The sequence below is a fragment of the Zavarzinia aquatilis genome (genome assembly GCF_003173035.1).
In the GTDB taxonomy this organism is placed as follows: Bacteria; Pseudomonadota; Alphaproteobacteria; order Zavarziniales; family Zavarziniaceae; genus Zavarzinia; species Zavarzinia aquatilis.
The window spans coordinates 15780-26348 of record NZ_QGLE01000022.1; the positions used below are offsets into that span (position 1 = coordinate 15780).

A 10569-nucleotide genomic window follows, 5' to 3' on the forward strand; every position below is an offset into this window, starting at 1 on the left:
GCGCTGGTAGCCGAAGAGCGGAACGGCCGGGCTCATCGCTCGAAGATCCCATAGACGTCTTCGCGGATCTTGCGCAGCACCTCGGCCGGATCGGCCTTGGCGCCGGCCAGGGCAGCCTCTCCCTTGTCGACGGCGTCAACCACCTGCTTGGCCAGCTCGCGCTTCAGCTTCAGCATCCGGTCGGTATCGCGGGCGGCGGCGGCCGAGAGCTGGTTGACCGCCGCCGAAAGGGCGTGGACCTCCTTGGGGTCGAAGGTCGCGCCTTCCCCCGGCCCCGCCGAAACCGTTCGGCCGATCAGGGCCTGCAGAACCTCGACATTGGCGCGCAGCGCCTTGCTTTCCGCCTCGTCGCCGAAGACATTTGCGATGGCTTCGGCCATGGCCCTGTGGCGCTGGATGTCCGCGATGACCGCGTCGATTTCCTTGGTGTGGCGGCCGACGGCGGAGCGGGAGATGTCCTCGACACCGAGCGTGCGCAGGTGCGACACGATTTCGTCGATGCTGCGCCCTGCACGGCGCAGCCGGCCGATTTCTTCACGGATCTCCGGCGGCTGACGGTCGATCGTCGACGGACGCGCCATCGCTCAGGCCTTCGGGCTCGGCCGCTTGACCCCGGGATGCTGGGCAATGCCCTGGGCGACGTCGACACCGCGCTGTGTCAGCGTGGCGAGGGTCAGGCCGCCGACCTCTTCGGAGGTCACGAGGCCGGCCTCGTCCAGCCAGGCGAGCTGCGCGGCGATCTGGTCGCGGCTGGCCATGATGGCATAGGCCCGCACGCCATCGGTCAGGATGCTTTCATTGGCCGCCCGGCCGGGCAAGCCTTCCAGCAGCCGCAACATGGTGATCCGCAGGGCCGCCGTCCAGGCTTGTGCAATGCCGCTCATGTCCGCCTCGCCGCGTCAGAGAAGATGACCTCGTGGCGCGTCACCTGGTCCTCGACGCGCTCGACAATTTCCTTGACCCCGCCCACACGCTCCGAAAGCCGGCCGAGATCGCCCCGGACCTCCGCCAGGCCGAGCTGGATGTTGTGGAAGTCCTGTGCCTTCGGCATGGCGTCGAGCCGCTGCCGGATCATGGTGAACAGCTTTTCGCCCTCCTCGAGCCGGGCAGACTGCGCCTTCAACTGGTCCTCGATTTCTTCGACGGCGGCCCGGAATTCGGTTCGCGGAACGAAGCTGGCCCGAAGCCACAACAACGCCGCGCCAAGCCCGGCCGCGAGCACCAGCTGGATGACGCCGGCGTATTTCGCGGCCCAGTCCAGGATTTCCATCACAACCTCCGCTCTGCGATGCGCTGGCACTCCACGCAGCGCAACACGCCTTCGTCTTTCAGCGCTTCCCGACGGGCCTCTTCGATCGGGTCGCCGCACTCGATGCACCAGATAGAGACAGGCGGCCTATCGCGGCGCTGGTGCCGATCGACTGCCGCCTCCCGTTCGGCGGCGACGAGTGCCGCCGCCCGGTCGGCGTCATCCGCCACGCAACACCTCGATCTTGTCGCAATGCGCCTTCATCCGGCCCAGCCAGGCGCATGTTGCCGGCAGGGCGCCGCAGCCCCCGGCGGCGGCCAACTCGTCGGCGACGGCATCGCCCGCCACGGGGCAGGCGGGCGGCTCAACGGCCACCACTGCCCCGGCGCAGCCAGTCATCGAGAGCAGCGGCATCAGGAGCAGGGCGCGCATCCACTGCGTCCATCGCCCGGTGCAGGTCCTCGGCCCCGGCCCGTGCATCCGCCCGCTCGGCCACGCGGCCGGCGCGGTTGGCGTACCACACGAGCCCGGCGAGGCCGACCAGGCCGAGGATGATGGCGGCGGGGACAAGGGCGGCGGTCCAGGTCACGGTGTGGCCGTGGCGGCGATCGCCGGCAGCGGCAGCGGATCACCGCCCAGCCGGCCGAGCACATAGTCCTTGAGCGCGTCACCGGTCAGCCCGAACCGTTTCAGGGCGTCGGGCACGCGGTCGATCAGGTACTCACCGACTTCAGCGGCCAGGGCGAGCTTGACATCGACCGTCAGCTTGCCCGCCAGCGCCTCGCCGGCCTTGGCCCGCGCGACGTTGATGCCGGCATAGACCGCGTCTTCGAGGTACGCGCGCACCTCGCTGTCCTGCTTCAGCTTCAGCCAGATGGTCAGGTGCCGGATGGCCCAGCCGGCAAGCCCCGCGACCACCCCGAAGAGCGCCTCGACGAACGGCGTGATCACGGGGGCGAGATCGACGGTCGTGCCGTCGCCCGCGAAGGCGGGGACGGGCCACGCGATGCAGGCGGCGGTGGCGAGCACCAGGGCGATAAGGGCGAGCGCGATCAGGTCGAGGGCGCGGTTGAGGGTGGGATGTTCCATTACGGACCTCTCAGGCATAGGCACGGTTGAGCCAGCCGCCCAGGTACTTGGACGAGGCTGGGCGCGCGGCGACCAGGCCGCGATAGAAGCCCGCCGCCTCGGAGCGGATGGCGGGGAGGATGTCGGCGTTGCCGAGCGAGCGCAGGGCGGAGCGGCTGGCGGGGCCGAGGTCGCCGTCGTCGAGCAGTGTGCGGCCATGAGCGCGGGCGGCGCGCTGGACAACCTTGTGGGCCTGCTTGGCCCCCATATTGACGGCGAGGTCCAGGACCTTGGTGGCGATCGGCAGATGCAGCTCGCCATAGCGATAGCGCTGCCACCAATAGAGCCAATAGACATAGGCGGCGTCGGGCTTGGTCATGCGGCGGATATCGTCGGCGTCGACATCGCCATCGCCATCGAGATCGAGGTCCAGGCGGCCGTCACCGTCGAGATCGCCGCAGGACTTCGCAAAGCGCAGAGAGACGCCCCAATTGGTGATGCCGCCGGGATCGACCGGGTCGTTGACCAGCCCGCCCTCGTGCGGCCACAGAAAATCGACGGCCGCCCGGAAGCGGCCGTCGTCGAGGTGCGGCCCGAAGGCCGGGGAGGAGCTGGTGTTCATGCCCGCCAGTTTCGCGCGGGCGGGCGGGGTGTTTTAGGGGGGGCAGATGTCCGGCCCCAGCACCTCGGGCATGGCCAACTGGCGGGGGTCCTCACCCGCCACCAGACGGGCGGCGCGGCGGCGGCGTCCGCAGACCGGGCAGCAGGCATCCGCCCGATCAGGGCTTTGCCCGGCGTTAGCGTCGCCCTTCTCGACACCCTGGATAAGCCGGCGGACTTGCCGCTTGGAGATGCCCAGGCGCCGACTGATTTCTCGGTTAGGCACGCCCCCCTCGGCCAGCTCGCGCGCTTCGATCGCGCGGAGCGCCGGCGAGGCCGTCGGCCAGGTCAGCCGCTTGCCATCCGCCCGCTCACCGCCGATCCGCGCACAGATCAGGCGGGCCACCTTCAGGCCGAACCGCTTGGCGAGGGGATGATCCTTCTTCGGTTCGCGGGGCAGATACATTTCCTGATCCGCGAAGACGCGGGCGACCGCCAGGGCGATCTCCAGCGATCCGGTGGCCTCGGCCACCTCCCGCAGCAAGGCGGGCAAGACGTGATGGGTGATGGGAGGCGCGCTCATGGCCCACCTCTCGGAGACGAGTATTCGACGGCCTGGACACCGAAGGCACGGAGCAGGATCGGCCCGAAGCGGTCGCGCACGGTATCGGCCACAAACCGGGTCGGCGCGCGGACCAGCAGGGTCGACCGCTCCCGATCGACGTCGAGCTGGCATCGAGCGATCCAGCTGCGGTGGTCGGCCTCGGTCATGCCCGCCGCGACCAGGGCGGTATGGACGGGGTCCTGAGTCACCGAGGTATCGACGGTCAGCTCGGCCGGCTCGTCGGCGGGCGCCGGGTCGGGGAAGGCCTCGTGCCCGCCCTCCCGCAGCCACTTGCCGACCAGCGGGATAAACTGCGGGTCGACCCGCCGGGCGCTGACATCGGCGGCGTAGCGCTCCGCCGCGCGCACCAACGCCTGCGGATCGAGCCCGCCCTTGACCAGCCGGGCGAACTCCTCGCGCGCCTTACCGGGGCGGTCGGCGGGCCGCTTGGGCACGGCCGACCAGAAGGCCTCGAAGGCCCCTCGAAGGTGGGTCGGGAGTTCAGCCATGGGCGCCACCCTTATGGGCACGGATCAGCTCGCCGTAGCGGCGGATCACTTCCCGTTGCGAGATCCCGTGGGTGCAGACGATCGCGGTCACGGCTTCGTCGACCGCGTCTATGTGCAACAAGCCCCGTAACATCTCGAACTGCGCTCCCGCCAGGGCGACCTCGGCCTCCGCGACCGTGCACCCCGGCTTGACGTCCCAGCCGTGTCGGCGGCCGATATCGCGCAGCGCCTCGATGATCGAGGAGGCCTGATGCGGGGTCACCCACTGGAGCGCCTGCACGCCCAGCTGACGCTCGGCAAAGGCTGCGATCGCGGCCTCGGTCGGGTTGTCGACCGCGCCCAGGTTCCACAGGCTCAGCCAGAGCGCCCTGATCTTGCGGGCATGATCGCTTTCCGCCAGGGCGCGGCCCCGGGCCGGCTGTTGCCGCGCCCCGGCACGGCCCTTGATCGCGTCCAGCGCCTTGCCCAGCTCGGGGATCGTCAGATCGGCCGACGAGGTCTTGCCGGTCGCATTGGCGATGACCTGGCGCCGTAGGTCGTCGTCCATGCCTTGCTTCGCGGCCTCCGCATGGATCGCGGAGATCAGCGACCGGCGCTTCGCGGGATCGGGGGCGGCGGTCATGGTGCCGCCCCCACCCGGTCAGGGCAGCTTGACGTAGAGGCTGGTTGCGACGCCTTCCAGTCCGTCGTGGAGCCTATCGCGGACTGCGTCCAGGAGTGCCCGTAGACCTTCGACCCCGACGCAATGGAGGTCTTGTGCTGCCGAGACGAGATCGGCCAGACCATCCAGCATTCGGGCGGCCTCGCTTGCCTCTTCGTAGCCGTCGCGGGCGCAGCGGAGGTCATCCATGGCGGACCTCCGGCGTCACGTCGCGAGCGACCATGGAGACGGTGCTGCCGGAACGACCCACTTGCCGACCGATGGCTGAATAGGTCAGGCCCTCTCGCCGCAGCCGCCGGATGAGCGCCACTTCCTCGACGGTCAGTGGCAGCGGCGCCGGCCGTCGTGGCCGGGGCGCCGTCTGCGCCTCTAGCACGCCGATCCGCGCTTTGAGCAGGCCGATGTATTCCGACAAGGGCACCTCGATCGTGCTCTCTGCCGCCTGTGCGGGCACCGCCCGCGACCGCGCCAGCGCCACGAAGGCCCGGTGTACGAGCACCGACACTTCCGCTGCTCGCCGCGTCTTCAGGACACCCGAAAGCGCCATGGCGCCGGCCTCTGTGAAGACCAATGGAAGGTGACCGCCACCTTGTGGCACCGACATCACATTTTGTGATGTTGCTTCCTGCCGCGTCAGCCGGAAGGCAAAGTCCGCCGGAAAGCGGTTGGAATTCCGCAACACAGCTTGCCCGATCTGCTCCGTGCGCACCTCGTAGAACTCGGCCAGATCCCGAGCCTTCATGATGGGCGGTCGATCCGGTATGGTAATGATCTTCGACTGTATCTCTTCGATGGTCGGCATGACTGCCTCCTTGCGCGTTAGCGTTAGGAGCGCAAGCGATGCCGTGTTTCAGGCGGCCCGCTGGCGCCCAGGGCTGAAACACACGCGCAAGGTCGTGCCCACACGTCTTTAGGCTCGCGCCCTGGACATGCACGTGTGGACCCTGGACATAGAAGCGGAAGCCGATTTTCGGACCGGCTGCCGCCTTGCGCAAAAGGGGTGTTTCAAGCCCCAGTTGGACGGTGCGGTCGAGGCCGGAAAATGTCAATATGGTCGCGATGGTTGTGACGGGGGCAACATGATCAGATTTGCGCGAATTGCTCTGCTTATTCTCTCTGCCACAGGGCTTTTGCCCACGAATGCCTCGGCCGAAACGCCTGACTATTTCGTCGATGGCGTCTATCAGGATTTCGGCGCGGCTTGGTACAAAGCCACCTATGCCGTTTTCGGTAAGGGACTGACCTTTCCCGAACAGCAAGACTGCGATAAGGACCAGCGCCGTCCCGGCGAGGTGTCGTGTTTTGCGGGCAATGATAACTACGACATGCTTGTTTCTGGCAAAGCCCCTATGGAGGGTAAGGGCGTGCGTAGCATCATGGTCGCGATCAATAGCTACAAGAATATCGCGCTGGCAAAGAACCTGACGAAGGTCATCGCTGGCGTCATAGATCGTAGCTTGATTGATGATTGGAAATTCAGTCAGGAAGTAGACAGAGCGTTGCTGGCCGAGAAGACGAATGTGATTTTTCGGACCACGTTGAGAGTCGTTGTTGATCCCCTCACCGATGAAGGGGGGATATCCATTCTCGTTATTCCGCCGCAAGAGCTGCCGCCCAAGCCCCGTTGATTCACTCATAGGCCATGTCCTCCTCATAAAGGCACAGCACGACCCCCTCGGCCTTGCCGGCCGCGACAGCCGCCGCCATGTCCTCGGCGGCTGCGGCGCACTCCATCGGCGAGACCAGCAAGGCTTGCGCCTGCGGGGTGGAGCCGATCGACGTGATGATGATCATCAGGGCCTTGATCATGGTCAGGCTCCCGCCGCGCTGGGTGGAGCCAGATGGAAGCGCAGGCGGTACTGGCGTGCCATCTCGTTGAGCTTGCAACGCTTGGGATCGCCAGCGCGCAACTGCACTGCCTGGCCCTCGTGCCAGTCGGCCAGCCACCCGTAATAGGCCCGGGTTCCGGTCGCATGCGGGTTGGTCGAGACCGGCCGCCCTTGCTGCGCCGCGACGCGGCCGTCCATGTTGTGGGGGGTGATCATCGGGTCACTTCCTTTGCGGATGCCTGAAGAGGGGTTTTTCAATCGGCTGGTGACCGCCGAGGTCGAGGCGGGCGCCGCCCTCGACAGTGCCGGCATAGGCGGGCGGGCAGCGGGTGACGCGACCGGCGGCCAGCGCCTCGTCGATCAGCGAACGCTCGACGGAGGCGGACGGCAGGATGGGCGCCTTGTTGCTCGTCTCCGGCGGCGCGGCGGCGATGCGAATAACCGGCTTCTTCGGCTCTGGCATTGGCTGCGGCGGTACCCGCGTGGGTGCCTCGACGGCCGTCACCGGCCGGCGATAGCGACGCGAATTGCGCGTGCCCTTCGCCTCCAGCTCCCCGGCATCGACGAGCTGGCGGAGGGGCCAGGCGATCTGGCTGCGCTCGACCCCAACGGCCAATGCGATATCGCCCGCGCTGAACCAGGCGCCAGGCGCACGCCAGGCTATGGCCCGGCGGACTTTCGCCGGGATCGCGCCATCAAGGATGGGAGCCGGACGCGGCGCCGCCGGCATCTGCACCCAGGCGCCGACGAGACCGATGACAGCGAGGGCCAGGAGGCCGCGCGCGACCATGTCGGGATCGCGGCTGCGCAGGGCGGTGACGTCGATCTCCATCCCAGCCTCCTCAGTTGCGCGGCGCGGGCGTGGCCTCAGCCACTTCGTTGAGGATTTCGACCGCGTCCGACCAGGGCAGCGCCCCCGTCAGCCGCAGCCGGGTCAGCAGGCGGCGCAGGGCCTCTCGGGCGGCCTCGGGATCGGGCGGGCATGACATCTCGGTGGCGATGATCGCCAGCCGCGCCGTCGTGCGGCGCAACTCGCCCAGCTCGTCGGCGAGGCGGGCGGACGCCCTCCGCCCCTCGTAGCGGGCAGCCATTCGGGCAATCCGTATCTCCCAGAGGGCGAGAGCGGACAGGAAGCTCAGCGCGATATCGGCCACGGACTTCATGGTCACGCTCCCTGTGCTTTGCGGATCAGCTCCGCCGTGGTCAGCAACGCGCCGTCGACGCAGTGCTGGGCGTCCGAGACGCGGTGGACCTCATGGCCGCCCCGTCGAAGCCTGCACACGGCGGCATAGACCTGATCGTCGGCGGCCCGCTGGCGGCGGATGTAGCGCCGAGGCGGCAGCGCGAGGTCGAAGGCGATCTGATTACCGGACATGGAGATCTCCCTCGGCGTCTGCCGCCGCCAGTTCGTCGGGGTACGATTCGAGGAGTTCGGGCCAGCCGCGCACCAGGGCCAGCCAGTAGCGGGCGAGGCGCTCGATCGCCTGGCCGCGGCCGATGTCGGAAGGCGCCAGCTGGCCGGCCTGGCGCAGGGCATCGCAGGGGCTAAGACCCTGCGCGAGGACGTAGTCGACCTGGTCCGCCGCCACACCGATGGCGATATCGCTCGCCCGCTCGACCGCGAGCTGGCGCCGGGCCAGATCGGTCACGAACTCGGCGCGGCTGAGGCGGGCCATGGCTTGCCTCACACCCTGGCGATGTCGAGCGGGATCTGCTCGAAATCCCGGTCGGGCGCAGGCCGGCGGTACAGGCGGAAATATTCCTTGGACCGCTGAACCTTGATGCTGTCGGAGATGGCCGCCATGGCCTGCTTCCACCGCTCGTCTCCAAAGTTGTGACGGCGAAGCCCGAGGATCCTGTCCTTGTCCAACTTGCCTTCCTTGTTGACCCGGAAGGCATCCGTCACGATCACCTTCAGCTCGTCCGATCCGTTGGCCGACCACGCCGTCAGGCACTGGTCGATCAGCTGCTTGGCGATCTGGAGCTCGGGTCCGAAGTCGATGAATTGGCCGACGGCGACCTGCAGCTGCAGGCTGCCGTCGAAGGACGTCAGGGTCATGTTGCCCTTGCGCCCGGCGCGCTCGACGCCGTAACGCTCCGCCACGAGCTCAACGAAGGCATCGACCGAGGTCTTGATATTGACCTTGAGGGCACTGAGCCGCCGGCTCTCTTCCAGCGCGAGGTCGACGATTTCGCGCACCACCTGATCTTCGAGAACGTGCTGCGGCTTCACCTTATCGGCAGGGACGAGGCGCCCTTCCGCATCCTGCATATAGCCGGCAGGCACGGCGGCGGTATCAGACATGGAGCGTCCTCCGAAGGAGTTTCGAAAAGCGTTCGAGCAGGCCCCGGCGACGGCGCGCCGGGGCGGTGATGACGCCCGAAAGGGCGAGGCGGGCGAGGCCGGTCATGTCGGTGTGCCCGAGGTGGCGGGCTGGGCGACGGGCACCGGATCGGCCTTGCGCATCGCCCAGTCGATCGCCGTATTGATCAGGATCCACGGGTGAGTTTCCGCCGCCTCCAGGGCGCAGTTCGGCCGGTGGGGGAAAGGCTGGCGGCACTCGTCGACACGCTGCGACGCAAAGCATTCGCTGCACACACAGTCCGCCCCTAAGATATCATAGACCGACAGCGTCGCTTCGAGCCGGCGGATCGGCGTGATGTCGCTCATTTCTCGTCTCCCGATGTAACTTTGAACGTCATGCCGAGCGCCCGCGCCCAGCCGAAGAAATTTTCGAGCTTGGGCATGACCTGCCGCCGCTCCCATTGGTCGAGCGCCTGGGCGGTCACGCCCACGCGGCTCGCCACGGCTTCCAGCGTCAGGCCTTTTTCAAGCCGCGCTTTATGCAGAGCGGTCACAACCGCGAACAGGGCGCGGGCGGCGCTCATGCTCGCCCCCATGTCGTGTGATGGCAGGCCAGCCGGCGGCCCGGCTGCAGCGGCGTCAGCACGCCCTCGCAGGCGATGGCTTCGGCACCACCGATCTGGATACGCCAGGCCTTGGCATCACCCGGCGGGCAGGACTGACAGATCCCGGCGGGCGCTTCGACGATGGCGCGGCCGTGGCCGTGCACCAGCACGATGTCCCCCGGCTCGATCCAGCTCGCGCTCATGACGAGCCTCCCGGGGCGAGAGGGGTCGTGGCGGCGTCATGGCACCCGGCCCGCACGATCTGGAGCACGCTCTCCAGGGCCTGTTCACGGTGTTTCGCGCTGAAGTTGTCGCCCACCGCGTGGCCCAGCATCTGGCTCATGATCACCAGCTGGTCCCACACGGTCAGCTGGTCGGCGCCCTCGACCTTGGCGAGGGCGTCGCTCAACGCCTGGCCGACCGCCACGTAGTAGTCCCGCACCACGGCGGCCTTCTTCGCGCTCATGCCTCACCGCCTTCGCCCTGCACATAGGGCGGCTCGATCGGGGTCAGGGCGGCGGGATGGCACTGGCAGATCCAGTCTCGCCAGCCCTTCGCGGCGGCGAGGGCCGTCTTCTCGTTCTCGGCCTCGGGCACGCCGGGGCAGAGGTAACGCTTGCCGTCATAGGCCTTACGGGCCGTGACCTGGACGATGGTGCGGGCATCGCGGTACCGGGCCGCGCTGGCGATCACCAGGGCGCCCGCCGGGGGCGTCCGCCCCCAGACGACCTGACCGCCCGGATGGACAGAGATGAGGGTCGCGGGCTTGCTCATGCCGCACCCCCTTCGCCGCCCTCGGCCGGGACGAGGTGCACGATCACGCTCTTGCGGCGGGCGCGCGCCCGGGCCGTGACCTCGGCCATGGTGATGACCTTGCCGTCGAGCGCCGCGAGGTCGCGCGGCATCGAGCCGCGCAGGTGATCCGGCACGAGCTGGGCCTCTAGCGCGGCGACATCGCGCGCCAGCACTTCAAGCCTTTCGCGCAGGATGGCGACCGCCTGACGATCCATGCCCGTGTGCCAGCAAGCCGGATGGCCGGGCGATACCGCCGCGACGAGAGCCTGAATATCTTCCGTAATCATGGCTGTCCCTTTCTGTAGCTGCAGGCGGGGCAGCGCCGCGCCAGCTTCACTTGGGTG

At 68.1% G+C, this 10569-nt stretch carries 27 protein-coding genes; 1 reads left to right on the forward strand and 26 read right to left on the reverse strand.

From position 1 onward, the window contains the following. Positions 1 to 32: 32 nt before the first annotated feature. Genes DKG74_RS20765 through DKG74_RS20820 form a run of 13 tightly spaced genes read right to left on the reverse strand, consistent with a single transcriptional unit; the run spans position 33 to position 5493 of the window. The gene (locus DKG74_RS20765) at positions 33 to 581 is read right to left on the reverse strand and encodes a phage protein Gp27 family protein (RefSeq protein WP_109908096.1); all 549 of its coding nucleotides are present in this window, start codon (positions 579 to 581) and stop codon (positions 33 to 35) included. Between the two features lie 3 nt (positions 582 to 584). Further along, positions 585 to 884, reverse strand: coding sequence for a VpaChn25_0724 family phage protein (locus DKG74_RS20770; RefSeq protein WP_109908097.1), 300 nt, complete (start codon positions 882 to 884; stop codon positions 585 to 587). Next, a complete protein-coding gene (locus DKG74_RS20775) occupies positions 881 to 1270 on the reverse strand; it encodes a DUF2730 family protein (protein WP_109908098.1) in 390 nt (129 codons plus the stop codon). The genes DKG74_RS20770 and DKG74_RS20775 overlap by 4 nt, the downstream gene beginning before the upstream one ends. Beyond that, entirely contained in the window at positions 1270 to 1479 is a 210-nt protein-coding gene (locus tag DKG74_RS22525) for a TraR/DksA C4-type zinc finger protein (protein WP_207779450.1), read from the reverse strand. The genes DKG74_RS20775 and DKG74_RS22525 overlap by 1 nt, the downstream gene beginning before the upstream one ends. After that, positions 1469 to 1624: a hypothetical protein gene (locus DKG74_RS20785; RefSeq protein WP_165837795.1), complete on the reverse strand. Its 156-nt coding sequence runs from the start codon at positions 1622 to 1624 to the stop codon at positions 1469 to 1471. Before DKG74_RS20785 ends, DKG74_RS22525 begins: the two co-directional genes overlap by 11 nt. Continuing rightward, the gene (locus DKG74_RS20790; protein ID WP_165837796.1) at positions 1614 to 1838 is read right to left on the reverse strand and encodes a hypothetical protein; all 225 of its coding nucleotides are present in this window, start codon (positions 1836 to 1838) and stop codon (positions 1614 to 1616) included. Before DKG74_RS20790 ends, DKG74_RS20785 begins: the two co-directional genes overlap by 11 nt. After that, on the reverse strand, positions 1835 to 2338 hold the full coding sequence (locus DKG74_RS20795) for a hypothetical protein (protein WP_109908101.1): 504 nt from the start codon (positions 2336 to 2338) through the stop codon (positions 1835 to 1837). Before DKG74_RS20795 ends, DKG74_RS20790 begins: the two co-directional genes overlap by 4 nt. A 10-nt stretch (positions 2339 to 2348) precedes the next feature. After that, a complete protein-coding gene (locus DKG74_RS20800) occupies positions 2349 to 2939 on the reverse strand; it encodes a glycoside hydrolase family 108 protein (RefSeq protein WP_109908102.1) in 591 nt (196 codons plus the stop codon). A gap of 33 nt (positions 2940 to 2972) precedes the next feature. Next, entirely contained in the window at positions 2973 to 3500 is a 528-nt protein-coding gene (locus DKG74_RS20805; RefSeq protein WP_165837797.1) for a helix-turn-helix domain-containing protein, read from the reverse strand. Continuing rightward, positions 3497 to 4030, reverse strand: a complete 534-nt coding sequence (locus tag DKG74_RS21900; protein ID WP_165837798.1) for a DnaA N-terminal domain-containing protein — start codon at positions 4028 to 4030, stop codon at positions 3497 to 3499. The genes DKG74_RS20805 and DKG74_RS21900 overlap by 4 nt, the downstream gene beginning before the upstream one ends. Then, positions 4023 to 4652, reverse strand: a complete 630-nt coding sequence (locus DKG74_RS20810; RefSeq protein WP_109908104.1) for a regulatory protein GemA — start codon at positions 4650 to 4652, stop codon at positions 4023 to 4025. Before DKG74_RS20810 ends, DKG74_RS21900 begins: the two co-directional genes overlap by 8 nt. Positions 4653 to 4670: 18 nt before the next feature. Then, on the reverse strand, positions 4671 to 4880 hold the full coding sequence (locus DKG74_RS20815; RefSeq protein WP_109908105.1) for a hypothetical protein: 210 nt from the start codon (positions 4878 to 4880) through the stop codon (positions 4671 to 4673). Beyond that, on the reverse strand, positions 4873 to 5493 hold the full coding sequence (locus DKG74_RS20820) for an ORF6N domain-containing protein (protein ID WP_109908106.1): 621 nt from the start codon (positions 5491 to 5493) through the stop codon (positions 4873 to 4875). The genes DKG74_RS20815 and DKG74_RS20820 overlap by 8 nt, the downstream gene beginning before the upstream one ends. A 133-nt stretch (positions 5494 to 5626) precedes the next feature. Here DKG74_RS20820 and DKG74_RS20825 point away from each other — a divergent pair, with 133 nt between their 5' ends. Continuing rightward, positions 5627 to 6319, forward strand: a complete 693-nt coding sequence (locus DKG74_RS20825) for a hypothetical protein (RefSeq protein ID WP_133251672.1) — start codon at positions 5627 to 5629, stop codon at positions 6317 to 6319. A gap of 1 nt (position 6320) precedes the next feature. Here the strand turns inward: DKG74_RS20825 and DKG74_RS20830 are convergent, their stop codons facing one another. The 13 genes from DKG74_RS20830 to DKG74_RS20890 form a co-directional block, all read right to left on the reverse strand. Then, positions 6321 to 6500 (reverse strand): hypothetical protein, encoded by a 180-nt coding sequence (locus DKG74_RS20830; protein WP_109908108.1) that lies wholly within the window; start codon positions 6498 to 6500, stop codon positions 6321 to 6323. A gap of 2 nt (positions 6501 to 6502) precedes the next feature. After that, positions 6503 to 6736, reverse strand: coding sequence for a hypothetical protein (locus tag DKG74_RS20835; protein WP_109908109.1), 234 nt, complete (start codon positions 6734 to 6736; stop codon positions 6503 to 6505). Between the two features lie 4 nt (positions 6737 to 6740). Beyond that, positions 6741 to 7352: a hypothetical protein gene (locus DKG74_RS20840; protein WP_109908110.1), complete on the reverse strand. Its 612-nt coding sequence runs from the start codon at positions 7350 to 7352 to the stop codon at positions 6741 to 6743. Between the two features lie 10 nt (positions 7353 to 7362). Beyond that, a complete protein-coding gene (locus DKG74_RS20845) occupies positions 7363 to 7683 on the reverse strand; it encodes a hypothetical protein (protein ID WP_109908111.1) in 321 nt (106 codons plus the stop codon). A 2-nt stretch (positions 7684 to 7685) separates the two neighbouring features. Further along, complete coding sequence (locus DKG74_RS20850; RefSeq protein WP_109908112.1) at positions 7686 to 7895, reverse strand: hypothetical protein; 210 nt, start codon at positions 7893 to 7895, stop codon at positions 7686 to 7688. Next, the gene (locus DKG74_RS20855) at positions 7885 to 8196 is read right to left on the reverse strand and encodes a hypothetical protein (protein ID WP_109908113.1); all 312 of its coding nucleotides are present in this window, start codon (positions 8194 to 8196) and stop codon (positions 7885 to 7887) included. Before DKG74_RS20855 ends, DKG74_RS20850 begins: the two co-directional genes overlap by 11 nt. 8 nt (positions 8197 to 8204) lie before the next feature. Beyond that, entirely contained in the window at positions 8205 to 8825 is a 621-nt protein-coding gene (locus tag DKG74_RS20860; protein WP_109908114.1) for a DUF3164 family protein, read from the reverse strand. Between the two features lie 102 nt (positions 8826 to 8927). Beyond that, on the reverse strand, positions 8928 to 9191 hold the full coding sequence (locus DKG74_RS20865) for a hypothetical protein (protein ID WP_109908115.1): 264 nt from the start codon (positions 9189 to 9191) through the stop codon (positions 8928 to 8930). Then, positions 9188 to 9409 (reverse strand): helix-turn-helix domain-containing protein, encoded by a 222-nt coding sequence (locus DKG74_RS20870; protein ID WP_165837799.1) that lies wholly within the window; start codon positions 9407 to 9409, stop codon positions 9188 to 9190. The genes DKG74_RS20865 and DKG74_RS20870 overlap by 4 nt, the downstream gene beginning before the upstream one ends. After that, positions 9406 to 9633: a hypothetical protein gene (locus DKG74_RS20875; RefSeq protein WP_109908117.1), complete on the reverse strand. Its 228-nt coding sequence runs from the start codon at positions 9631 to 9633 to the stop codon at positions 9406 to 9408. Before DKG74_RS20875 ends, DKG74_RS20870 begins: the two co-directional genes overlap by 4 nt. Continuing rightward, positions 9630 to 9896: a hypothetical protein gene (locus DKG74_RS20880; protein WP_109908118.1), complete on the reverse strand. Its 267-nt coding sequence runs from the start codon at positions 9894 to 9896 to the stop codon at positions 9630 to 9632. Before DKG74_RS20880 ends, DKG74_RS20875 begins: the two co-directional genes overlap by 4 nt. Then, complete coding sequence (locus DKG74_RS20885) at positions 9893 to 10204, reverse strand: hypothetical protein (RefSeq protein WP_109908119.1); 312 nt, start codon at positions 10202 to 10204, stop codon at positions 9893 to 9895. The genes DKG74_RS20880 and DKG74_RS20885 overlap by 4 nt, the downstream gene beginning before the upstream one ends. Next, positions 10201 to 10569, reverse strand: a 369-nt coding sequence (locus DKG74_RS20890; RefSeq protein WP_207779451.1) for a hypothetical protein, incomplete at its 5' end; no start/stop codon positions are given. The genes DKG74_RS20885 and DKG74_RS20890, both read right to left, overlap by 4 nt.

Coding starts and splice junctions, on each gene's coding strand:
- DKG74_RS20765 (WP_109908096.1), bottom strand. CDS start 581: ATGGCGCGTCCGTCGACGATCGACCGTCAGCCGCCGGAGATCCGTGAA.
- DKG74_RS20770 (WP_109908097.1), bottom strand. CDS start 884: ATGAGCGGCATTGCACAAGCCTGGACGGCGGCCCTGCGGATCACCATG.
- DKG74_RS20775 (WP_109908098.1), bottom strand. CDS start 1,270: ATGGAAATCCTGGACTGGGCCGCGAAATACGCCGGCGTCATCCAGCTG.
- DKG74_RS20795 (WP_109908101.1), bottom strand. CDS start 2,338: ATGGAACATCCCACCCTCAACCGCGCCCTCGACCTGATCGCGCTCGCC.
- DKG74_RS20800 (WP_109908102.1), bottom strand. CDS start 2,939: ATGAACACCAGCTCCTCCCCGGCCTTCGGGCCGCACCTCGACGACGGC.
- DKG74_RS20805 (WP_165837797.1), bottom strand. CDS start 3,500: ATGAGCGCGCCTCCCATCACCCATCACGTCTTGCCCGCCTTGCTGCGG.
- DKG74_RS21900 (WP_165837798.1), bottom strand. CDS start 4,030: ATGGCTGAACTCCCGACCCACCTTCGAGGGGCCTTCGAGGCCTTCTGG.
- DKG74_RS20810 (WP_109908104.1), bottom strand. CDS start 4,652: ATGACCGCCGCCCCCGATCCCGCGAAGCGCCGGTCGCTGATCTCCGCG.
- DKG74_RS20815 (WP_109908105.1), bottom strand. CDS start 4,880: ATGGATGACCTCCGCTGCGCCCGCGACGGCTACGAAGAGGCAAGCGAG.
- DKG74_RS20820 (WP_109908106.1), bottom strand. CDS start 5,493: ATGCCGACCATCGAAGAGATACAGTCGAAGATCATTACCATACCGGAT.
- DKG74_RS20830 (WP_109908108.1), bottom strand. CDS start 6,500: ATGATCAAGGCCCTGATGATCATCATCACGTCGATCGGCTCCACCCCG.
- DKG74_RS20835 (WP_109908109.1), bottom strand. CDS start 6,736: ATGATCACCCCCCACAACATGGACGGCCGCGTCGCGGCGCAGCAAGGG.
- DKG74_RS20840 (WP_109908110.1), bottom strand. CDS start 7,352: ATGGAGATCGACGTCACCGCCCTGCGCAGCCGCGATCCCGACATGGTC.
- DKG74_RS20845 (WP_109908111.1), bottom strand. CDS start 7,683: ATGAAGTCCGTGGCCGATATCGCGCTGAGCTTCCTGTCCGCTCTCGCC.
- DKG74_RS20850 (WP_109908112.1), bottom strand. CDS start 7,895: ATGTCCGGTAATCAGATCGCCTTCGACCTCGCGCTGCCGCCTCGGCGC.
- DKG74_RS20855 (WP_109908113.1), bottom strand. CDS start 8,196: ATGGCCCGCCTCAGCCGCGCCGAGTTCGTGACCGATCTGGCCCGGCGC.
- DKG74_RS20860 (WP_109908114.1), bottom strand. CDS start 8,825: ATGTCTGATACCGCCGCCGTGCCTGCCGGCTATATGCAGGATGCGGAA.
- DKG74_RS20865 (WP_109908115.1), bottom strand. CDS start 9,191: ATGAGCGACATCACGCCGATCCGCCGGCTCGAAGCGACGCTGTCGGTC.
- DKG74_RS20870 (WP_165837799.1), bottom strand. CDS start 9,409: ATGAGCGCCGCCCGCGCCCTGTTCGCGGTTGTGACCGCTCTGCATAAA.
- DKG74_RS20875 (WP_109908117.1), bottom strand. CDS start 9,633: ATGAGCGCGAGCTGGATCGAGCCGGGGGACATCGTGCTGGTGCACGGC.
- DKG74_RS20880 (WP_109908118.1), bottom strand. CDS start 9,896: ATGAGCGCGAAGAAGGCCGCCGTGGTGCGGGACTACTACGTGGCGGTC.
- DKG74_RS20885 (WP_109908119.1), bottom strand. CDS start 10,204: ATGAGCAAGCCCGCGACCCTCATCTCTGTCCATCCGGGCGGTCAGGTC.